The sequence below is a fragment of the Runella defluvii genome, from assembly GCF_014195535.1.
GTDB lineage: Bacteria > Bacteroidota > Bacteroidia > Cytophagales > Spirosomataceae > Runella > Runella defluvii.
In genome coordinates, this window is record NZ_JACIBY010000031.1 from 1 (window position 1) to 22,322 (window position 22,322).

The window sequence follows — 22,322 nt, forward strand, 5'->3', positions numbered from 1 at the left end:
TCGGTATCAAGGGCTTTACCTGCGGCTTCGGCCGTGTCGAGAATACCGTCACCGTCGTCGTCCGTATCGGTCGCATTAGGCGTACCGTCGTTGTCGGTATCGAGCGGTAGTTTATCCTGCGTATCAAGGATACCGTCATTATCATCGTCGGTATCGGTGTTATCAGGAGTTCCATCTCCGTCGGTGTCAAGCGGGTCAATCAAGTCAGGCAGACCATCGCCATCTGAGTCAGGCAAGCTGAATTTACCATTACTGTCCAACGTACCTATTTCGGCTGTGTCAAGAATCCCGTCGTTATCATCGTCGGTATCAGTGCTGTTAGGCGTACCGTCGTTGTCGGTATCAAGGGCTTTACCTGCGGCTTCGGCCGTGTCGAGAATACCGTCACCGTCGTCGTCCGTATCGGTCGCATTAGGCGTACCGTCGTTGTCAGTATCGAGCGGTAGTTTATCCTGCGTATCAAGGATACCGTCATTATCATCGTCGGTATCGGTGTTATCAGGAGTTCCGTCTCCGTCGGTGTCAAGCGGGTCAATCAAGTCAGGCAGACCATCGCCGTCTGAGTCAGGCAAGCTGAATTTACCATTACTGTCCAACGTACCTATTTCGGCTGTGTCAAGAATCCCGTCGTTATCATCGTCGGTATCAGTGCTGTTAGGCGTACCATCGTTATCGGTATCAAGGGCTTTACCTGCGGCTTCGGCCGTGTCGAGAATACCGTCACCGTCGTCGTCCGTATCGGTCGCATTAGGCGTACCGTCGTTGTCGGTATCGAGCGGTAGTTTATCCTGCGTATCAAGGATACCGTCATTATCATCGTCGGTATCGGTGTTATCAGGAGTTCCATCGCCGTCGGTGTCAAGCGGGTCTATCAAGTCAGGCAGACCATCGCCATCTGAGTCAGGCAAGGTGTATTTACCATTACTGTCCAACGTACCTATTTCGGCTGTGTCAAGAATCCCGTCGTTATCATCGTCGGTATCGGTATCATTAGGTGTACCATCATTGTCGGTATCAAGGGCTTTACCTGCAGCTTCGGCTGTGTCAAGGATACCGTCACCGTCGTCGTCCGTATCGGTGGCATTAGGCGTACCGTCGTTGTCAGTGTCAAGCGGTAATTTATCCTGCGTATCAAGAATACCGTCATTATCATCGTCGGTATCGGTGTTGTCAGGTGTTCCGTCTCCGTCGGTGTCAAGCGGGTCAATCAAGTCAGGCAGACCATCGCCGTCGGTGTCAGGTAAGCTGAATTTACCATTACTGTCCAACGTACCTATTTCGGCTGTGTCAAGGAGACCGTCGTTATCATCGTCAGTATCGGTATCATTAGGCGTACCATCGTTATCGGTATCAAGAGCTTTGCCTGCGGCTTCGGCCGTGTCGAGAATACCGTCACCGTCGTCGTCCGTATCGGTCGCATTAGGCGTACCGTCGTTGTCGGTGTCAAGCGGTAGTTTATCCTGCGTATCAAGGATACCGTCGTTATCATCATCCGTATCGGTGTTGTCAGGTGTTCCGTCTCCGTCGGTGTCAAGCGGGTCAATCAAGTCAGGCAGACCATCGCCGTCTGAGTCAGGCAAGGTGTATTTACCATTACTGTCCAACGTGCCTATTTCGGCCGTATCAAGAATCCCGTCGTTATCATCATCGGTATCAGTGCTGTTAGGCGTACCATCGTTATCGGTATCAAGGGCTTTACCTGCGGCTTCGGCTGTGTCAAGGATACCGTCACCGTCGTCGTCCGTATCGGTCGCATTAGGCGTACCGTCGTTGTCGGTATCAAGCGGTAATTTATCCTGCGTATCAAGGATACCGTCGTTATCATCATCCGTATCGGTGTTGTCAGGAATGCCATCGCCGTCGGTGTCTGCTAATACGGATAGTCCAGGCTGCGAATTATTGTTATTGGGCGAATCGGTAAAGGCCGCAAAATTGGCAACAGGCTGTACGTTGACGTTGGTAAGTTCGGCTGCCGTTGTCACAGAAAGCCCTTTGACAGTGATTGTGATGGCTCCACCTTCAGCGGCTGCGATAGAGTTGGTATTTACTCCCCGCCACGTATCTGCTCCTAAATACGTCCAGGTAAAGAGCAATGCCCCAGGTCCCGAAGGGAAGGGCGTACCACCGTTGGCATAATAGTCACTGGGAGCACTTACGGTTATTTCTATGGAACTCGCTGGAATTGCCGTGGTACCTGCATTGCTGAAATTAACGGTCAGAACGGACGTTTGGCCTATTGCCGTAGAAGAGGGGGCAAACGTTGCACTCGTAACCGCAGGATCTGCGCTTTGAGCCAATGCCTTAGTAAGAGCCAACCACGCAATAACCGCTATGGATTGTAATTTCTTTTTCATGTTCCTGATTATTTTAGAGAGTTCTCCCCTGCTTTTTCGAGTTGGTCCGAAAAAGCAGGGAAAAAACCGAAATGGTAAGCAAAGTTAGTTTTGAATGGACATGCTGAGTACGGCTACGTTATTGAGAGAAACACCGTCTCCGCCCGAAGCTGGGGTGATGTTCGTCGTCAAATTGGCTGCCGTACCTGCCGTATCTGCTTTAACGGTAATTGCTATACGACTCCGTCCATTGGCAGAAATTACTACGCCTGACTTTGAGGTGAACTTCATTCCCGTACCTGTGTTAGTCATTGTCCAATCATTGTTATTGACGGTTTCTGTTCCAATCACCGTAGCGGTAGTTTGGGTAGCGTTAAAGGTCATCGTGTATCCTGTCATGGTTGGAACAAAAAACTCAACAATGCCGCTTGTTGCTCCGCCCTTGATTTCGTTGATATTGATGATTACCGTACGAGTATCGTTGGCTTTGAATGTAACATTCCCGAAGGTGTAGTTGGCAAATAAGTCGGTAGCGGGACCATTGGCTGTTGGTAAGCCGCCAAATCCTGCTGGAATGGTATCCAAACCGCTGTTGTTGGCAATACCGTCGCCGTCAGGGTCGGTTGGGCTGTCAACCATACCATCATTGTTGCCATCTAAAGTGCCTTTGCCTGCTTTTTCTATGATGTCGTTGATTCCATCGCCATCACTGTCTACGTCTCGGTAATCAGGTAACGTATCACTATCACCGTTTGGTAAGGCAGGCGAGGAGACATCCCCGAATCCTACAAGTCCATCTACACTATTTTGAATACCGTCACCGTCGGTGTCAGGGCCATCTACGACCCCGTCATTGTTGGCATCCGTGCCGCCGCTTCCGCCTTCTTGCAGGTCTGACACACCGTCGTTGTCGCTGTCAAGGTCTTTATAATCAGGCACATTGTCGTTGTCGGTATTAGGTGGAGTTAATCCAGTGCCAATTAGCCCTGTCGTTGCGTTGGCTGTACCGTCTTGTTTACCATCGCCATTGGCATCCGTACCGCCAGCTTCGATTACGTCGTTGATACCGTCGTTGTCGCTATCCAAATCAAGGGCATCTTTGACACCGTCGCCGTCAGTGTCGGCTGTGCCTTCGGTGCTGTCAGGAATACCGTCGTTGTCATCGTCTAAGTCTGTCGCATCAGGGACACCATCACCATCGGTGTCGGCAGCATCTATATAATCTGGTTTGCTATCTCCATCAGTATCTGGTAGTGCAGGACTGTTGGCATCGCCAAAAGCAGTTGGGGCACCATCCACTCCTTGTGGAATACCATCACCGTCAGTATCGGTAGCATCGTCTATTTTACCATCGCCATTGGCATCTAATGTGGCGGGGTTTGCTATGCCACTTTCTGCTAAGTCTGTTAAACCATCGCCATCAGAGTCAGTATCAATGTAGTTTGCGCCACCTGTGCCATCGGTATCAACAGGGGCGGTGTCGTTGGCATCGCCCCAAGTGCTTGGTGTGCCATCGGCTGCTCCCAAAATACCATCTTTGTCGGTGTCTGTGCCATCTACCATGCCATCGCCATTGGCATCTGCCAAAAGGGCGTTACCACTTTCAACCAAATCATTGATGCCGTCATTATCTGAATCTAAATCATACGGATTTTTCTTGCCGTCGCCATCAGTATCTGGGGCGGTTAAGCCTGTGTTTGCTGTGGCTGGAATACCCGTTGCACTTACTGTGCCATCGGCTACGCCATTTTTATCGGCATCTGTGCCACCTGCTTCTATCACATCGTTGATACCATCATTGTCTGAATCTAAGTCTAAACTGTTGATAATACCATCGCCATCTGAATCGCATGTTAGGCTACTTGGGCTACAAGCGGCTTGCTCTACGGTGTCCAAAATACCATCGTTGTCATCGTCAAGGTCGGTGTCATCGGCTATGCCATCGCCGTCGGTGTCGGGTACACAAGCCGTTATGGTTACTACCAATGGACCTGCTGTTTCGCTATAACAGTTATTAGTACCATCAAAATACGCCATGTAGTAGTTACCCGATGTGCTTACTGCCGTAGGGTCGGCTACTTTGTTGGCGGTGGTGGCTGGTGTGCCTGTATGCCATGTAACCGTTGCCCCGCTTGGCATATTGGTTGCCGAGATTGCCGTCATTAGATTGACGGTAGCGGTTGGACAAGCATTAGCCAGATTTACAGCACAAGGCGTTATCGTAACCTCCACACTATCGGCAGGGCTATAACAGGCATTGGCAGCATCGTAATACATCGCATAATATTTGCCTGCGGTGCTTACGGCTGTTTTTTGAGCCGTAGTAAGCGTATCGCCAGCCGAAGTAGGCGTTTTGTGCGTACTCCATATTAGGCTTGCACCGCTTGGGGTAGTGCTGCTTATTGCCAAACTTGCCAAGTTTACGGTAGCCGTTGGGCAGCTATTAGTAGCGGTAGTAGGCGTTAAGGCTGGGGCGGTTGTACCTGCTACGCAAGGTGGCATACCATTATACGACTGTATAGCACAAAGAGATGATGTGCTTAATTGTGTTAGAGTTGTAAAGGTTGAAGTGCTGGATAGGTTAAGCATATTTTTTGCATACCCAAGTCCCCAAAGCGTACCATCATTCTTATAAAAAAATGCAAAATCGTAACCGGCAGCCATATCACGTACATTGGTTGCAACGGCCACAGGTGTTGAATTAAATGAAGTGGTAAGTCTTGAACCCCATTCATAACAAACGCCATTCTCATCTAAAGCTAAGCAAAATATACTCGTTTTAGCAGGAACAATGGCTTTAATAGGAGCTGCACCAGCAGGAAAAGTTATTAATTGAGGGGTGTACAAAGAAGTAGTTTGAGATACACCAGTTCCCATAGCAAAACCATTTCCCCAAGCATATACTTGACCCGAACTTGTCAAAGCATAAAAGTTAGATTCACCTGCTTTCACATCTACTATATTACTTAATCCGGGAATTGTTATGGGTGTAGAACTTATCAAAGAAGCTGGATATTGATTAGTAGTCCCAAATATCGTTTTAACTGTACCGTCAGATAATAAAATTACCATACTACCAGCATTCGATATTGCCACCCTCTTAGCATTACTTATACCCGCTAATTGAGATGTGCAGTAAGTAGTCGGGGCACCATTAGTGCAAAGACAACTAGGAGCAAAGTTAGAACTACCACCTGTCCAAACAGTTCCATCAGTTTTTACAAAAGCAAAACCAGGTGTAGCCGCATCGGTATAATAGGCGTTTGATACCAGTGAATTATTATATGGAATAGATTCACCATAAAGATAACCCGTACCATCATCTTTTATATAGGTAGCACGACTACCTCCTGCACTTCCCATTGAAACTTGGCGTACGTTACTTACGTTCGTTACTGCTACAGGAGTGACTGATTGAGAATTTACACCATTATTAAGGTAAGAATCTGTTATCCCCCAAAGGTGGAGTGTTTTATCTGGACAAATAATCCCACTGGCTCTGGTACCACTAAAAATATTTACAGGGTTATAACCTGCACGCCCACCAAAGCCATCGCCCACCATTTTTTGGGCGTAGCTGCTGAGGCTTGTTAGAAGAACCATGAGCCAAAGCAGCGCGGTTCGATGTTTTGTATTAAAATGTTTCATATTTCTGATTTACGATTTTTGATTTACGAATTACGATTTATGAATTATGAACGGTTCGCCGTTGCGATGACGAATTATGATGGAACGCCATTCCAAATTCGTAATTCCAAATTCGTCATTCCCAATTCCCAAAGGGTGTCCTTTGTTGATGGGTAAGTGCTTGATTATGTATATGTTATTCATTATTATCGTTTACTTGTTTTGTTGTATCTTTGCGAAAAACTTTACGGAAATGGAAAAAAGACTAAATCATTATGATATTTTTGAAGTCATTGATACGTTTGACATCAAGAAAAATCGTAAGTGTGAAATTCTTGCCAACTGGGTAAGTGCTACTGGCACACTCAATGCTACCGAACTAAGTATTATCGAACAAGCTCGCCAACGCCTCGAATTAAAATGGGACGAGTGGAACGAGGAAGAACTAAAAATGCTCTTCATTAGTATTGTTTTCTTTGTAGTTCAAGTAGAGGAACCTGAAAAAATCAATACTTTTTTTGAACGAAAATTTGCTGGCGAGGTCAATGGCATCAGTATATCACTTGTTGTTGATTGTATGCTTGCCAGTCCTACCAATTCGGGTTTACCAAAATCGCCTTATTTCTTTATGCAGGAATTCAAGCGTTCTCTTGGCGACAGCCACGACCCAGAGGGTCAGATGCTTGCGGCGATGATACTTGCTCAAAATCTCAACAAAAACAACAAAGAGAATTCCCTTCGCCCTATTTATGGCTGTTGGATTCAAGGTCGAGTTTGGCAGTTCACCGTCTTAAATGGCAAAGAATACTGCGTTAGCCGCTCTTTCGATGCCACAGACCCCGAAGCCTTGCTTCAAATTGTCTTTATACTCCGTAAACTCAAAGAACTTATTTTAGCCCCCTAACCGACCCATCGGACTGCCGACCCATCGGACTGCCCCAGAGGGGGAATTGAGGACGATTATTAATTTGAGCGAGTCGCCGCTGCGATTACGAATATTCCCAATTCGTCATTCCCAAAAGGGTGTCCTTTGTTGATGGGTAAGTGCTTGATTATGTATATGTTATTCATTATTATCGTTTACTTGTTTTGTTGTATCTTTGCGAAAAACTTTACGGAAATGGAAAAATTGATAAAGCTAAGTCAGAATATTGATGCCCTTATGGATGTTTTTCAGGTAAAAACTATTAGCCATAGCCATCATCTTGAAAACTTGCTAACTGTACAACCTGTACCTCTGAAAGAATCGTATCAAGAAATTTTTGATATGCTTCTTTCTGAAATCCAAGACAAAGGCGACCAATGGAATGAGGAAGAATTAAAAATGAAGTTTTTGGCATTTCTCTTTTTTATTTCCGAAATGGAAGAGAAAGGCAAAATTCAAGCATTTTATGAACGTCCTCTTTCTATGGTTATTCAAGGGCATAGAATCAATCTCAAAACTGATTGTATGCTGGCAACGCCCTTAGGCAAAAACACACCCAAAGAACCCTATTTCTTCTTACAAGAATTTAAGAAAGGCAAAGGCGACAAGTTTGATCCAGAGGCTCAAATGTTGGCAGCTATGCTCATTGCTCAAAATATCAATCAAGAAAAGGGTATTCATCGCCCAATTTATGGGGCATATATTGTTGGCAGAAACTGGAACTTCGCTGTTTTGACTCACAATGAATACTGTCGCAGCCGCCAATACGATGCCACCGATAAGACCACCTTGCTTCAAATTGTCTTTATACTCCGTAAACTCAAAGAACTTATTTTAGCCCCAGCCCCTTAGCCCCCGAAGGGGGGATTTAGGGCGGTTATTAATTTTTAATAAATGTTGGTACAACGCCTGTTACGGTACACGCAGGTGCTGACACAGTAAGCGTATAAGTTTTCACTACACAGCTTGGCGTTGGCGTGGTACTGTCGCATACTTTGATACAGTAATAATATGTACCTGCCGTGCTTGGGGCGGTGTAGCTGTATGTACCATCGGTATTGACCGTTAAGCCTGTAAGTGCTGTTGCACCGCTTGGGGCTACACAAGCGGCATCGCCTGCTCCATTGCGATATGTATAGGGGGCTGTGCCGCCTGTTGGGCTTAGTTCCGTGGCGGCATTGCCTGTTTTGGCTGTACCCGTAGTGGCTGTTTGTGCCGCAGGGGTATTGGCAGATAATGGCGGAACACAAGACGTTATCGTTACCGTTACCGCTTGTGCTGTTTCGCTATAACAATTATTAGTACCATCAAAATACGCCATGTAATAGTTGCCCGATGTGCTGATTGCCGTTGGGTCGCTTACTTTGTTGGCGGTGGTGGCTGGTGTGCCTGTATGCCATGTAACAGTTGCCCCACTTGGCAGGTTGGTTGCCGTGATTGCCGTCATTAAATTGACGGTAGCAGTTGGACAAGCATTAGCCAGATTGATGGCACAAGGTGTTATGGTTATATCCACACTATCAGCAGGGCTATAACAGGCATTGGCAGCATCGTAATATAGGGCATAATATCTGCCTGCGGTGCTTACGGCTGTTTTTTGAGCGGTTGTGAGCGTATCTGCTGCCGAAGTAGGCGTTTTGTGCGTACTCCATATTAGGCTTGCTCCGCTTGGGGTTGTGCTGCTTATGGGCAAACTTGCCAAGTTTACGGTTGCCGTTGGGCAGCTATTGGTAGCGGTAGTAGGCGTTAGGGCTGGTGCGGTTGTGCCTGCTACGCAGGGTGCCATGCCTGTATATGACTGAATAGTACACAGCGTTGATGGAATGGTTAATTGGGTTGGCGTTGCGAAATAGCTCGGCCCACTAGGATTCACAAGAGATTGATTAAGCATATAATAGTCTCTATTACCTAGCCCCCAAAGTGTACCATCATTTTTATAATAATAAGAATAACTGCCAGCGGCTACCATATCACGTACATTGGTAGCAATCACTTGTGGACTAGAATAATAAAGCGAACCGGTACCCAAAAAACCTAATCCCCAAACATAACAAACACCATTTTCATCTAATGCCAAACAATAATTCCCATGATTTGCTGGAACAATTGCCTTGATAGGTGCTGCTCCAGCAGGAAAGGTGATTAATTGAGGGGTAGTATATGGTGTTCCACTATAAGGTACGCCAGTTCCCATCGCTATTGCTATGCCCCAAGAATATACTTGTCCAGTACTTGTCAAAGCATACAAATTGTTCAAACTTGCCTGCACATCTACAATATTGTTTAAACCAGCCATCGTTACAGGTGGATTAGTATTATTAGTCGCTATGGTTTTTACTGTACCATCTGCCAATAAAAACGCCATAGTGGGGAATTCGTTGCAAATTGCCACACGCTTTGCATTGGTAATACCCGGCACTTGAGTCAAACAATAGGTAGCAGGTGAACCAGGTGAACCAGGTGAACCAGCTTCCCAGATACATCCTGTGGGTACAGATATGGAATTAGTCCCACCTACCCATGCGGTACCATCAGTTTTCACAAAAGCCACAGTCCCACTACTTACGGCCGTATGATAAGCATTAGTAATGGCTAGCTTAACTGGTATATGGAGATAATCATTTGGATTAAATACATATCCATCTCCATTATCTGTAATATAGGTTTCCCAATTTCCGCTGTAATTCATCGCAAATTGGCGTACATTGCTTATATTAGATGCTGTAATAGGAAGGACTGTAGTTGTGCTCCCAACTATACCATCATTATATCCACCGTCTGTAGGCCAAACAGATATTGTCTTGTTAGCACAAATAGTAGCAGCCCGCTCACGTCCACATTGTAAATTTACAGGACTATACCCTGCACGCCCGCCAAAGCCATCACCCACCATTTTTTGGGCGTAGCTGCTGAGGCTTGTTAGAAGAACCATGAGCCAAAGCAGCATGGTTCGATGTATGTATTGATGTTTCATAATAATTCTATTTAAAAGCCCCCTAACCCGACCCATCGGACTGCCGACCCATCGGATTGCCCAAAGGGGGGAATTGAGGACTGTTGTTAGTTGTTAATTTTTGGTAATTGCTGGTGTGATGCCATTGACTATGCAAGAGGGACTCATCATAAACACATAAAACTTCTGCGTTTCTACTTCGCAAGTACCGTTGTTGTATTTGAGGCTATACAAGCCACCCGTTGTAGCGGTATAATCGGCATTGTTAGCACCTGATACCGCTGTGCCTGCATTGTACCACTGATAGCCTGTACCTCCACTATTACTGGTAGCACCTGTAAGTGTAGCACTTTGTCCACTATTGATCAATAGAAAAGTAATGGTACGGTCTCCAGTACAAGTTGTACTGGCATCGGTATAGGTGGCATAGTACTGCCCTGCGGTGGTGGCGGTATAAGTAGCGTTTGTTTCTCCACTAATAGCACTGCCATCTTTGTGCCACTGTATGGCGGTTGCTCCTGCGGGAAGGCCACTGAGCGTAACGGAACCCGTTCCACTGTACTGTGCCATACTCACCAAGCTGAGCAACAAAAAGCCCAAGAGTAAATTGATTTTTTTCATTTTCAATTATTTTAAAATCATTGAATATTTTTAGTTTATACCCTCAATGTACTTACCAAGGGCTTGGTTTTTATTCGACAATGCAACGGACAGATAGATAATCATCCGTTGTAGATGCTATTAGATATATATTATAGCCAGTAAACCCTCCAGATTTATGAAATTCAACATGATACCCATTAGCTTGAGTACTAGCACCATTCCAAACAAAATTCCTTGCATGATAATATGCTCTCATACTACGTGCATTTAATGGACTGGTGGCGGTATTACCCAAAATACCTGGTATAGGTAAGGTTAAGGTTTTTTCGGAAGTAGATGGTCCAAAATTTATCATATTATTGTACTTAGTAGCTGATGCTGGGTACCATATATAATTTCCTGTTCGAGTAATTACATTATGCTTGAATACCCCAAACCATTCTTGTATATCTGGGATACGATAACCAGCAGGGCAAGGATCGTTAATCCCTTTTGAACCATCAAGGGCTTTCCAAAGCGTCGAATCTTTGGGATTCCATGTATTGACGACCACAGGGCCAGTATTTGGGTCAGTTGCCGTAGGAGGGGCAAAAAAGCCCAAGGTTGAACTATTGGCGGCAGTTTGCCAATCTATTTGAGAATCACCAGTTGTGTTGGGGCCTCGTCTTCCCCATTGAATATAAGCACCATTCAATTTCCAGGCATCGGTATTTGACCCAGAAGTATTATGTGGGTCTGCCGTAATGTCTGCCCCAAGGTTATGGCAAAGGAATACTTTCCATACGTCAGGGGCAATATAGGCACCACAAGTGCCTAACTTGATGGTACACGATTGTCCTGCAATGGTTATAGGAAAAACAACAGTACCTCGTGTAGTAGAGCTACCTGTAATAGTTATGTCAATACTACCTGCTCCAGTGGCAAGTGTACCTGCTGCCCAAGAAGCGGTAAAACCCGTAACACCCGTTGAGCTTACTGAACCTGCTGAGTAAGCCCCGCCATTTGCTCCTGTATAAGAAAGGGCAGCTTTTCCTGAATAAGCTGTGCCATCAGGTTTATAGGTTAGCGGAAAAGGATACGATTTTTCGCAAATAAAGCTGGTAAGGCTACCAATAGGGGCAGCATTTACGGTAATACTGCGAGTACAAGTAACCGAAGCCGCAGGACTACAAGCGGCAGGGGTCGAGTTGTTGGTACTCGTAAACGTAAGGGTATAAGTGCCTATTGTAGCAAATTTGATAGCCCCCGTAGTAGCTCCGCTACCACTGGTGGTACTTATGCCCGTAGTGGGTGAGATGGCCCAGGTAATGCTACCTCCCGTACCGCCTGTAACGGTAGAAGTAAGGCTACCACCAGCTGAAATAGTAGCTGCTGCCTCGCAAACAAGAGCCGTAGGGGCAGTACAAGGTGTGCCTGTACCGCAATTATTACATGCCGCTGGTACTGGTACTGTCGTTTGGGCATAACTGCCAAAACTCATCAGCACCAATAATAAGCCCATCAGCAGCTTATTTTCAATTTGATAATTTATTTTTTTCATAATATTTATTTATTTAAAACATTAAAAAATTTTAATTGCTTGTGTCTTGCGACATGAGTATGTCCTCCAATTGGGACGTTTTGTGCGTAATGATTCCTTGTTTGTTTAACAGCACCATCGTAGGTGTGCCAGGTACGGCAAAGGCTCTGAAATTGAGCCCGCTCATACCCTTCAAATCGCAGTAAGTATCAGCCCAGGGAAAAGAGGCTTTTGACTTTAGGAACAATGACTCATCAGTATCTGCTGCCAGTGCTATGACACGGATGTGTTTGTTTTGCAGGCTGTTGTATTGGGCCTGCAAGTTTTTCAGCAGTGTTTCGCAATGCCCGCAGTCAGAAGCAAAAAACACCAACAAGGTTTGTTTATAGTTGTCGCTTGCCAATTCGTGGCTTTTCAGCAACTTGCTATCGGGCAATACAATATTAGGGGCTTTTGAGCCTATCAATGCCTTGACATAGACCTGCATGGTAGCACCCTCATAAGCCGTGATTTTACCCGAATTGACCACCGTAGGGGTTATGCTCGCCACAAAATCGTCGCTGCCCGCTTTATTTAAAGCAAAGGTCACTTTTCCGACAAAATCGGTGTATTTGGCAGGCTCGCTAATCCGACGGCTTATTTGCTCAAAAGCCTTCGCAAAGCCGTCTTTGCTTTTAAACAGTTGCGTATGCATTTGTACCCAACTGTGTATAATACCCGTCCAATGCCCCGAAGTATAGAGATGGTCAAAGTTCAATTCATTTGTAATATATTCATTGACCAACTTAGCTCTTTCGTCGTTGTCGTCCGTGATTTGTAGCGGTATGCCACGTACCAAATTAAAAATGGGCAACATACGAGCATTGTAGTTGGTGTTCTTTTTCAGGTCTTGCTGAAACTGCGTATAACCTAACACCTGTGCCGTTTTTTCTTTCTGAAACGACGCATACAAAGGGTGTTTGCTGTCGTACAGTTGGGTGGCACGGCTCATGGTTTCGTATTTATCAAGCATATTTTGTTGCATCGTGAATAGGCGATCGAGTTCGTGCAAGACATCGTAGCCTTCAAAAACGATGTCTTCGATTTTGGGCTGAGCCGATAGGCACTTCACCGAAAAACCTCGCCCTGGTATCACCATATCCAAGCCGCCGCCTTCGGCGGAATTGGTAATGAGCCACCGACACATACCCGTATATGGGGCATATTGAGGGGGGACTACCAACGCTACTTTGCCATTGGCTGGAATGGTGTCTTCAATGGCTTTGATACTTTTATCGCCCTGAAAAAGAACCAACTCATACGTTTTACCTGCAAAAGCAGGAAATTCAAGATGTATTGTTTGAGCATTAGCCATGGTAGCTAACAGCCCATAAAACAAACTCAACAAGTATTTGAATCTTTTCATTTTTTTTGCTATCTACATTAATCTTGAATACACCGAATAGACTTACCACCAGTAAATGAACTTATTGAATATGGATAAGAAGCTCCACTATAGGTTATTGCATATGAATTGGCAGGGTCAACCCGATCACTTGAATGGGGTGAGTTAGCCCAGTAATGTGCTAAAAAACCAATAGTATTCGAACTCGATGTTAATCCTGCGGCAGGAAGTGTTAGCTTAGAGCCAATACGAAGGCCTGAATTATATTGATTTGTATATGTCCAAGGGCCAACCCGAACTGGAGCGCCGTTGGTCGAATAAATTGACGACCATTCTTCGATGGTAGGTACATGAAAACCCGCAGGACAAGGTTCATTGGCTGTTTTTATCTCCTTGGCATCTGTCCAAGTATAGGGTAGATCACTGGGTGCGTAAGTAGCTGCCCAAGTAGAACCCACAACAGGGCCATATGTACTGTAATTACTTGCAGTAGGAGCTGCTACAAAACCATTAGCAAAATCATTTGGTGCGGTTTGCCAATCAACAGCAGAATTACCTGTGATGTTGGGGCCTCGCCTTCCCCATTGGATATAAGCCCCATTCAACCGCCAAGCATCTGCTGCCGCAAGATTATGTGGGTCAGCCGTAATATCTGCTCCAAGGTTGTGGCACAACATGGCTTTCCAAATAGAATCCCTACGGATAATAGTCGACCCATTAATTTGGTCGAACTTTAGTACATTCGCCCCACAAGAGCTAATAGCAAATGCAATTGATTTTCCTGCAATAGAAACGGTAAAAAAAGCACTACCCTCCTTAGCAGAAGTGCCTGCAATATTAATAGTGATAGTTCCATCGCCTGTGGATAAGGTCCCAGCATCCCAAGATGCGGTAAAGCCAGTAGCACCCACCGAAGGCACTGAGCCAGCGGCATAAGACCCGCCATTGCCGCCAGTGTAAGAAACCGTTACTTTACCTGTGTAGGCAACCCCTGCCGAGAAACTGATAGGTGAGGCACCGCCACTACTGCAAGCAGCAATGCTCGCCGCTGCTGTTGCAGCACCCACAGTAATGGTACGAGAACAGGTAGATATAGCCGCAGTGCTACAACCTACAGGAAGCGAACTGTTGGTACTTATGAACGTAACAGTATAAGTACCTGCTGTAGCAAAAGTGATAGCTCCTGTACTAACTCCGCTTCCGCTGGTAGAGCTAACACCTGTGGTAGGCGTGATAGCCCAAGTGATAGTGCCACCTGTACCGCCTGTAGCATTAGACGTAACTGAACCGCCCGCTGAAATGGTAGCTGCTGCCTCGCAAAAAATAGGGATAACGGCTGTACAGGGGCCACCAATGCAAGTAGTACACTGAGTAGGTAGAGCTACGTTGTTTTGGGCATAGTTGCTGAGGCTTGTTAGAAGAACCATGAGCAAGAACAGCGTAGTTCGATGAATTGTGTTAAAATGTTTCATACTTTTTATTAATGTAAAGAATCCATAAATGAAGTAGTACAGAACCGAGTAAACCATGGGAGGTTTACTACCCATTCATTCGGCAGGTTTCGTTCTTCGTTAAGAAGAATCAGGGAAGCTATGCAGCATCAGTAAGTAATTTTTCAAATTAGGACAACGGAAATCCCGTTACAAAATCAAAGCCAGTAGAGATAGGAAGGGCTCAAAAACATTCCATTGCAGAAATTGGCAAGCCATTGGGCAAAATACTGTACTGAAAAGCTATTTTAGCTTGTGAAACGTTTTATTATAGTTTCGTTTGAGAAGAAAAAAGTAAAAAACTTCTAAAATAGCTTTATCGTATGCGAATGGGCTTTTTTGTATTGTCAATACCAAAAATAACATTCCAATCTACCTTTTAGGCTAGCTCAATATACGATTTTGGGATATTTTGGCATAACTTTTGGAGTGACTAGTTTAGCTATTTTGTAAATGTGAAGATATATTTGCAAAGCGTATCTTTAGTGCTACCTTTGGTATCTATTGGCTTATTATTCAGTAATAAAACCTATTAAACGGTAGATTTTTTAGGTAACAAATAGTCAATACAGCGAATATCTGTAGTTCAATTAGACAATTATTCTTAAACTATTATGCAAATTGTTTCATGCCTTATTGTTGATGACGATACTACCTTCGTACAAGAGCTATCGACACAACTCGAAAAATTAGCTTTTATCAAAATAGTAGGGAGTTGTAAGACGTACAGTGAAACAGTTATGGCGCTCAAATCGACGAGCATCAACCTCATCTTTTTAGATATAAACTTAGAAAGTTCCGAAGGACTAAATGGTTTTGATTTGCTACGGCAGTTTCCGCATCTACCGCCCGTGGTGATTGTGACCAATACCCCCGACTATGCCGTAGAGAGCTATGCTATCGGCATCGCCAAAGATTTTCTAGTAAAGCCTTTTGATTTGAGAAGGCTGGTATTAGCTATCAACCGAGCCATAGACACCGATATCGAGAGTGGTCAGTTGATAGACGCTAAAAACATTTTCCTGAAAATGGGGCGAAAGTTTCAACGTTTTTGTATTGATGAAATTGATTATTTTGAAGGGTACGGAATCTACGCCAAAGTGATTACCCAAGATGGTATTACGCACGTCATCAACGATTCTCTGACGGAACTTGAAGCGATGCTTGAAGAAAAAAAGTTTATGCGGGTGCACAAGTCATATATCATTAATCTGAACAAATTGACGGGATTTGACCATAACAAGCTCTACTTAAAAAATGTCTCTGTGCCTATTGGCTCTTCCTACAAGGGCAGACTGGATCGATTGCTACGTTTATTTGATAACGAGGTTGAAAACTCCTATTCATAAATGAAAACGCTTTATTATATGCTAACTGTGCTTGCCTTATGGATAGGGCAAGCTTCTTTAGCTATTGCCCAAAAACCTACTCCCATTGACTCAGAACTGCTAAAGCGAAAAGCTAATTTAGTGGCTGCCAAACATGATACTACTCGTATGTTGGCATTGATGGATATTGCTAATTATTATAAAAATATAAGATTACAACCTGACAGTGGTTTAGTCTACGCTTTAAAAGCCGAACAAATAGCCAATCAATACCCAAATTACGCTAAAACAATCAAAGTATTTAATACAATAGGAGCCACATATTTTCTTTTACGAAATAACACCGTAGATATAACACTTAAAAAAAAATATCCTAAATTAGCTAGACAATATTTTAAAAAAAGCCTTGACCTTGCTCGTAAGTTTAAAAATGAAGAATATGTAATAAAATCATGGTATAATATCGTGGAAAACCTTCGCTTCTTTAGTAAATACCCTTATTTTAAAAGTAGTTTTGAACTTATCCATTATATTCAGAAAAAACCTCAGCTCACTGGCTTAGATTCTCTTGTATTAAGATTAACATGTAAAAAAGTATGTTATGATTTAGATTATGAAATGGGGTCTAAACAATACAATACCTATTTCGCTTTATTTAAAAATTTTACACCCAAAAAGAGTAACGATTATAATGAGCTTTGTATTTTAACCTTTGACCAACAGGTTGTTTTAGGCAAAAAAAGTGATGAACAACATATCTTAAAACAATATGCTGCATATCAGCAAGTATTTAAAGTACTTGAACATAAAGATGAATTAAACTTGTCTTTGGTTCAATACTATTTTGCGATTCAAGACTATAAAAAATCGTATCAGATGTGTGCTGATTTTGCTCCCCAAAAGTATGGTAATGCTAATACTAAATTTGCTTTTTTAGGTTTCAAATATATGCTTATGGGGAAAAATTCCTATATGCTAAATCGTAATCAAGAAACTATTCGCCATTTACAAAAAGCCATAACCTTTTTCAATATTGTATTAAATGAGTATGGTCTAGAAAATGAAAAATATACAGCTTTGATTTATCTCAGTAAAGCCTACAAAAAAGCAGGGAATTATAAACAAGCACTTTCCTGTAACGAACAAGCCGATGTACTTTATAAACAAATGCACGATGTGGGCAAACAAGCCCTGATGGCAGAAAACGATGTGCAGTTGGAACAAATAAAGCAAGACAAAAAAGTACAAGCCGCCCAAACACAAGCCTTATTGAAAGAACAAGAAGCCCAAATCGAAAAACGTCAAAAATATGTCTTCGCATTATTAGCTTTGATAGCATTTATCAGCACAGGCTGGGCATTTTATAACTTCCACAAAACCCGCCAACAAAACGCCATTATCAGCCAACAGGCAGCGGCATTGGAAGAAACAAACCACCTGAAAGACAAAATATTTGCTTTGTTAAGTCACGACCTTAGAAGCCCCATCAACAGGCTCATTATTAGCCTCAACCATTCTATCGAAAGCCAACGCTCAACCATTCAATCAGAGCTTAAAGGAGTGCAGGATATTTTGAATAATGTGCTGTATTGGGCAAGTATGCAGCTCAAAGGCAGTACGCCTGTTTATACCGCTGTTCCTTTACGTCCTTTGGCGGAGTCGTTGATGAGTGAATATGAACACAACCTTAACGAAAAAAACATTACCTTCCTCAATGCCATTGATGCCCAATGTGAACTAAAAACCGATGAAAATTATCTAAAAATCATTCTTAGAAACCTGCTTACCAATGCGATTAAATTTACGGCGGAAAACGGGTTTATTCAGCTTGATTGTCAAATCAAAGATAAAGTAGCCCAAATTATAGTACGAGACACGGGGATAGGTATTGCCCCCGATAAGTTGCAGCAGGTATTTTATTATCCTACCCCAAACGCAGGCACAAAGAAAGAAAAAGGAACAGGTTTAGGCTTGGGTTTATCCCTCGATATTGCTAAAAAACTAGGCGGAGATATACAACTCAAAAGTCAGGTAGGAAAAGGCACGCAGGTAATGGTGTGTTTGCCTGCTGCATGAAACAAATAACCAAAAGTTTCTTAAAATAAAAGCCTCTATGAAAGCCCTATTTCCCTACTTATTGCTACTTTTTGTAGCCAGCATCGTCCTTGCCCAAAAACCTACTCCTATTGACCCCGAACTGCAAAAGCTCCAAGCTGATTTGACGGCTGCCAAGCACGATACCACTCGTATGATGGCATTAACAGATATTGCTAATTATTATGAAGATAAATCACAAACAGACAGCGCATTAATATATGCTTTAAGGGCAGAACAATTAGCAAAGTACTACCGAAATTACCATAAATCTCCAAAAGTATTTAATACATTAGGGAATATCTATACTCTTTTACAAAAAAAGACTATAGATGCCACACTTGAAAAAAAATACCTTGAACTATCTGGACAATATTATAAAAAAAGTCTTGACCTAGCCCATAAAGTTAAAAATGAAGAATATTTTTCAATAGCATGGTTTAATTTCAATAGAATCTACTTTGATTCCAGTAAATATCAATATTTCAAAGGTAGTTTTGAGCTTATCAACCATATCCAAAAAAAAATAAAATTAACTAAAATAGATTCCACTCTAATAAGAATGACGTATGCAAGAATATGTAGTGAGTTGGACTATGAAATAGGGTCTAAAAAATTCAATACTTATTTGAACTTATACAAGAGGTTTACGCTAAAAACGGGATATAATTATGAATATTTTTGTCTTTTAAGCTTTGAACAACAGGCCATTATTGGCAAAAAAAGTGATGAACAACATATCTTAAAGCAGTATGCCATTTATAATCAATCTTTTAAAGAGCCTGAACATAAGGAAGCATTATATTTGAATTTGGCTCAATACTATTTTACGATTCAAGATTATAAAAAATCGTATCAGTTATGTGCTGATTTTTCTCCCCAAAAGAATGATGAGGCTCATGCAAATTTGGCTCATTATAGATTGGCTGTTTTTGGTATTAAGTATATGCTTATGGGGCAAAATACCTATATGCTCAATCGCAACCAAGAGGCTATTGATTACCTCAACAAAGCCATTCATTATATGAACCTTGCAGAAAACATTATAGGGATGGATAACGAGAAATATCACACCTTGGTTTACCTCAGCAAAGCCTACAAAAAAGCAGGGAATTATAAACAAGCACTTGCCTGCAACGAAGAAGCCGATGTGCTTTATAAACAAATGCACGATGTGGGCAAACAAGCCCTGATGGCAGAAAACGATGTGCAGTTGGAACAAATAAAGCAAGACAAAAAAGTACAAGCCGCCCAAACACAAGCCTTATTGAAAGAACAAGAAGCCCAAATCGAAAAACGTCAAAAATATATCTTCGCTCTATTGGCACTGGTGGCTTTGCTTAGTACTGCTTGGGCATTTTATAACTTCCGCAAAACCCGCCAACAAAACGCCATTATCAGCCAACAGGCAGCGGCATTGGAAGAAACAAACCACCTGAAAGACAAAATATTTGCCCTACTCAGCCACGACCTCAGAGCCCCCATCAATCGGCTCATTGTAAGCCTCAATCATTCTATCGAAAGCCAACGCTCAACCATTCAATCAGAGCTTAAAGGAGTGCAGGATATTTTGAATAATGTTCTCTATTGGGCAAGTATGCAGCTCAAAGGCAGTACGCCTGTTTATACCGCTGTTCCTTTACGTCCTTTGGCGGAGTCGTTGATGAGTGAATATGAACACAACTTTAACGAAAAAAACATTACCTTCCTCAATGCCATTGATGCCCAATGTGAACTGAAAACCGATGAAAATTATCTGAAAATCATTCTTAGAAACCTGCTCACCAATGCGATTAAATTTACGGCCGAAAACGGGTTTATTCAGCTTGATTGTCAAATCAAAGATAAAGTAGCCCAAATTATAGTACGAGACACGGGGATAGGTATTGCCCCCGATAAGTTGCAGCAGGTATTTTATTATCCTACCCCAAACGCAGGCACAAAGAAAGAAAAAGGAACAGGTTTAGGCTTGGGTTTATCCCTCGATATTGCTAAAAAACTAGGCGGAGATATACAACTCAAAAGTCAGGTAGGAAAAGGCACGCAGGTAACAGTGTGTTTGCCTGTATAAACTGGTATGTTTATTTGCCGTTTGAAATGATAAAAGCGTGCTTTTGTACCATTATATCGCACGTACGCAAAATGAGGCTATTTTTAGTCTACTTTTGGTTTGACCTTTGCTGGTAATTGAAGTGTTTAATAACCTACTTTTGATTTATTATTTATGAACATGAACACAATAACCCAAGCTAAGTTCAATCTCCATGAAGACGCCGAACAAACCCGCATTAGACCCTCTGTTGTTATCAAAATAACTCCTGAAGCACTCGCTCCTTGCCTTGAATTTATGATAGCTAGGCATTTTTCGTTTGAAGTAAAGTGTAATGTAAAAGAGAACGTTACAGAGGAATTTCCTACTCAAATGCCGCAAAAAGGTTATGTAACTCTACCTAATTTAAGAGAATTAGGCAATAATCGTAACGTTGCTAATGAGGTTTATGAAAGATATATAAGCATTATTTCGAAGCATCCACTACCGCCAATTCCACAAATAGCTGCTGAGTTTAAGGTTCCGATTCAGAAATTGAAAGCCTCATTCCATAAAACGTATGGTGGCACAATTTATCAGACCTATATGAAAGTCAGGATGGAAAAAGCGGCTGAGCTACTACAAAGAGGCTACAAAGCAAATGAAGTCTCAAATATGGTAGGTTATGGTGGAAAATCTTCCATTAAATTCAACAAAATGTTTCAAAAGCATTTTGGAATTACTCCAAAGAAGTATCAACAACAAGTAGATATTGACTAAGAGTATACAACAAAAATCAAGTCTAAGTTTTTATTGTATATGGGATTGTAAAGTCAATTGGAAAAATGGAGTCTATTTAAAAATACCTCGCTTATTAGTTATATATGAGTTAGTCCTGTATATCATTCATGAAAACCTTAATAACTGAGTTTTGATGAATGATATACAGGGAGTTTTCGCTCTATTACTTCAACAATTTTTAGAAAACGCGAAACTGTTCTGGCTAATAATTTCGCTCTTCAAACCATTGGGATTTATAGTAAGGGCATGATTTTCAGAGATATATCAGGCCACATTCATCAAATGTATGATGTGGAAATATCTCACGCCACTCTACTCTCTCTGAAATTACCGAACACGTAATTCCTCAAGTTAAAGAATAGAAAAGCAAGCCGTTAGACCTAACTTTTATACACAATGTGAGTAGGTTATGCAGATTTGCTGGATGAGTTTTTGGAAGAACAACCTGTATATAGTGCAGACTTTCAAGCCCTTATTCTGACTTGAACCCTATTGAAAGGGTCTGGAAATCGCTCAAAAAATGGGTCAATGAAACACCGTTTGTCAAGAAAATGAATGAACTGATATAACTCTATCAACAAGGTTTTGACAGGCTTAAAGTCCAACGCTCATTTATGGAAGGTTGGCTCGAAAAGTACCGTTTTGTTTTCTTGGTTTTATTCTATTACTATTTCTGATAAATTGAAATGAAGTCTATAATGTGTTTAAGAACCTACTTTTGAATTTTATTTTTCATGAATATGACTGTAATCACCCAACCTATGCTGTCCTCGTGAGGATACAGCACCCGGACATATCAAACCATCCGTGAACATCCAAATAACCCCCGAACTCTTGCCCCCTGCCTTGAGTTTATGTTGTCAAGGTATTTGCCCTTTGAAGTGAAATACGCTGTAAAAAAGACTAGCTCCGAGACACTGCTAGTCCAACAAATGAAAGTACAATCGCCCACAAAATTAATGACAGGCATGTCTGCGTCATATCAATCTGTTACCAAGTCTTCCAGAGATAGTAGTTGAATTTAAAATTTTCCCTAAAAAGTTGAAGCATTGTTTCAAGCAACCTATAGGGAGAATCGTTAACCCAAGTTAATTTGAAAGCCCGAATAGAAAAAAGTACCGAATTGTTGAAAATAGGATACAAAGCAAATGCTGTATCAACAATGGTAGGATACAACGCAAAATCCGCCATTAAGTTTAACAAAATGTTTCAGAAGCATTTTGGAATTACGCCAAA

Annotated in this window: 13 protein-coding genes and 2 pseudogenes; 7 read left to right on the forward strand and 8 right to left on the reverse strand. The window is 42.5% G+C overall.

Going from position 1 to position 22,322, the window contains the following annotated elements; translation table 11 throughout:
* The 3 genes and pseudogenes from FHS57_RS30710 to FHS57_RS30720 all read right to left on the reverse strand — a co-directional run.
* A pseudogene (locus FHS57_RS30710) lies at positions 1-2,354 on the reverse strand (hypothetical protein); the annotation flags it as partial.
* A gap of 84 nt (positions 2,355-2,438) precedes the next feature.
* The gene (locus FHS57_RS30715) at positions 2,439-5,981 is read right to left on the reverse strand and encodes a hypothetical protein (protein ID WP_183980483.1); all 3,543 of its coding nucleotides are present in this window, start codon (positions 5,979-5,981) and stop codon (positions 2,439-2,441) included.
* Positions 5,982-6,011: 30 nt separating this feature from the next.
* A complete protein-coding gene (locus FHS57_RS30720) occupies positions 6,012-6,164 on the reverse strand; it encodes a hypothetical protein (RefSeq protein WP_183980485.1) in 153 nt (50 codons plus the stop codon).
* A gap of 49 nt (positions 6,165-6,213) precedes the next feature.
* Here FHS57_RS30720 and FHS57_RS30725 point away from each other — a divergent pair, with 49 nt between their 5' ends.
* Both FHS57_RS30725 and FHS57_RS30730 read left to right on the forward strand, forming a co-directional pair.
* Positions 6,214-6,864 (forward strand): hypothetical protein, encoded by a 651-nt coding sequence (locus tag FHS57_RS30725; RefSeq protein WP_183980487.1) that lies wholly within the window; start codon positions 6,214-6,216, stop codon positions 6,862-6,864.
* A 216-nt stretch (positions 6,865-7,080) separates the two neighbouring features.
* Positions 7,081-7,737 carry a hypothetical protein gene (locus FHS57_RS30730; RefSeq protein ID WP_183980489.1) on the forward strand — a complete coding sequence of 219 codons (657 nt, stop codon included), beginning with the start codon at positions 7,081-7,083 and terminating at the stop codon, positions 7,735-7,737.
* A 28-nt stretch (positions 7,738-7,765) separates the two neighbouring features.
* On the opposite strand, the gene FHS57_RS30735 is transcribed toward FHS57_RS30730, so the two are convergent.
* The 5 genes from FHS57_RS30735 to FHS57_RS30755 all read right to left on the reverse strand — a co-directional run bounded on the left by FHS57_RS30735 (position 7,766) and on the right by FHS57_RS30755 (position 14,816).
* Positions 7,766-9,859: an RCC1 domain-containing protein gene (locus FHS57_RS30735; protein WP_183980491.1), complete on the reverse strand. Its 2,094-nt coding sequence runs from the start codon at positions 9,857-9,859 to the stop codon at positions 7,766-7,768.
* Between the two features lie 93 nt (positions 9,860-9,952).
* Positions 9,953-10,459, reverse strand: coding sequence for a hypothetical protein (locus tag FHS57_RS30740; protein ID WP_183980493.1), 507 nt, complete (start codon positions 10,457-10,459; stop codon positions 9,953-9,955).
* Positions 10,460-10,529: 70 nt separating this feature from the next.
* Positions 10,530-11,981, reverse strand: a complete 1,452-nt coding sequence (locus FHS57_RS30745) for a hypothetical protein (RefSeq protein WP_183980495.1) — start codon at positions 11,979-11,981, stop codon at positions 10,530-10,532.
* Between the two features lie 31 nt (positions 11,982-12,012).
* A complete protein-coding gene (locus FHS57_RS30750; protein ID WP_183980497.1) occupies positions 12,013-13,365 on the reverse strand; it encodes a peroxiredoxin family protein in 1,353 nt (450 codons plus the stop codon).
* Positions 13,366-13,382: 17 nt separating this feature from the next.
* On the reverse strand, positions 13,383-14,816 hold the full coding sequence (locus FHS57_RS30755) for a fibrobacter succinogenes major paralogous domain-containing protein (RefSeq protein ID WP_183980499.1): 1,434 nt from the start codon (positions 14,814-14,816) through the stop codon (positions 13,383-13,385).
* Between the two features lie 632 nt (positions 14,817-15,448).
* Here FHS57_RS30755 and FHS57_RS30760 point away from each other — a divergent pair.
* From FHS57_RS30760 to FHS57_RS32285, 5 genes and pseudogenes are all read left to right on the forward strand, one after another.
* On the forward strand, positions 15,449-16,183 hold the full coding sequence (locus tag FHS57_RS30760; RefSeq protein WP_183980501.1) for a LytR/AlgR family response regulator transcription factor: 735 nt from the start codon (positions 15,449-15,451) through the stop codon (positions 16,181-16,183).
* Positions 16,184-18,238, forward strand: coding sequence for a sensor histidine kinase (locus tag FHS57_RS30765; RefSeq protein WP_183980503.1), 2,055 nt, complete (start codon positions 16,184-16,186; stop codon positions 18,236-18,238).
* 37 nt (positions 18,239-18,275) lie between these two features.
* On the forward strand, positions 18,276-20,327 hold the full coding sequence (locus FHS57_RS30770; protein ID WP_183980505.1) for a sensor histidine kinase: 2,052 nt from the start codon (positions 18,276-18,278) through the stop codon (positions 20,325-20,327).
* Between the two features lie 159 nt (positions 20,328-20,486).
* Entirely contained in the window at positions 20,487-21,065 is a 579-nt protein-coding gene (locus tag FHS57_RS30775; protein ID WP_183980507.1) for an AraC family transcriptional regulator, read from the forward strand.
* Positions 21,066-21,260: 195 nt separating this feature from the next.
* Positions 21,261-21,445, forward strand: a pseudogene (locus tag FHS57_RS32285) (transposase); the annotation flags it as partial.
* Positions 21,446-22,322: the final 877 nt, after the last annotated feature.

What these genes read in the sequence shown, in the direction of transcription:
- FHS57_RS30775 (WP_183980507.1), top strand. Translation starts at nt 20,487, where the DNA reads ATGAACACAATAACCCAAGCTAAGTTCAATCTCCATGAAGACGCCGAA.
- FHS57_RS30745 (WP_183980495.1), bottom strand. Translation starts at nt 11,981, where the DNA reads ATGAAAAAAATAAATTATCAAATTGAAAATAAGCTGCTGATGGGCTTA.
- FHS57_RS30750 (WP_183980497.1), bottom strand. Translation starts at nt 13,365, where the DNA reads ATGAAAAGATTCAAATACTTGTTGAGTTTGTTTTATGGGCTGTTAGCT.
- FHS57_RS30735 (WP_183980491.1), bottom strand. Translation starts at nt 9,859, where the DNA reads ATGAAACATCAATACATACATCGAACCATGCTGCTTTGGCTCATGGTT.
- FHS57_RS30730 (WP_183980489.1), top strand. Translation starts at nt 7,081, where the DNA reads ATGGAAAAATTGATAAAGCTAAGTCAGAATATTGATGCCCTTATGGAT.
- FHS57_RS30715 (WP_183980483.1), bottom strand. Translation starts at nt 5,981, where the DNA reads ATGAAACATTTTAATACAAAACATCGAACCGCGCTGCTTTGGCTCATG.
- FHS57_RS30755 (WP_183980499.1), bottom strand. Translation starts at nt 14,816, where the DNA reads ATGAAACATTTTAACACAATTCATCGAACTACGCTGTTCTTGCTCATG.
- FHS57_RS30740 (WP_183980493.1), bottom strand. Translation starts at nt 10,459, where the DNA reads ATGAAAAAAATCAATTTACTCTTGGGCTTTTTGTTGCTCAGCTTGGTG.
- FHS57_RS30720 (WP_183980485.1), bottom strand. Translation starts at nt 6,164, where the DNA reads ATGAATAACATATACATAATCAAGCACTTACCCATCAACAAAGGACAC.
- FHS57_RS30760 (WP_183980501.1), top strand. Translation starts at nt 15,449, where the DNA reads ATGCAAATTGTTTCATGCCTTATTGTTGATGACGATACTACCTTCGTA.
- FHS57_RS30725 (WP_183980487.1), top strand. Translation starts at nt 6,214, where the DNA reads ATGGAAAAAAGACTAAATCATTATGATATTTTTGAAGTCATTGATACG.
- FHS57_RS30765 (WP_183980503.1), top strand. Translation starts at nt 16,184, where the DNA reads ATGAAAACGCTTTATTATATGCTAACTGTGCTTGCCTTATGGATAGGG.
- FHS57_RS30770 (WP_183980505.1), top strand. Translation starts at nt 18,276, where the DNA reads ATGAAAGCCCTATTTCCCTACTTATTGCTACTTTTTGTAGCCAGCATC.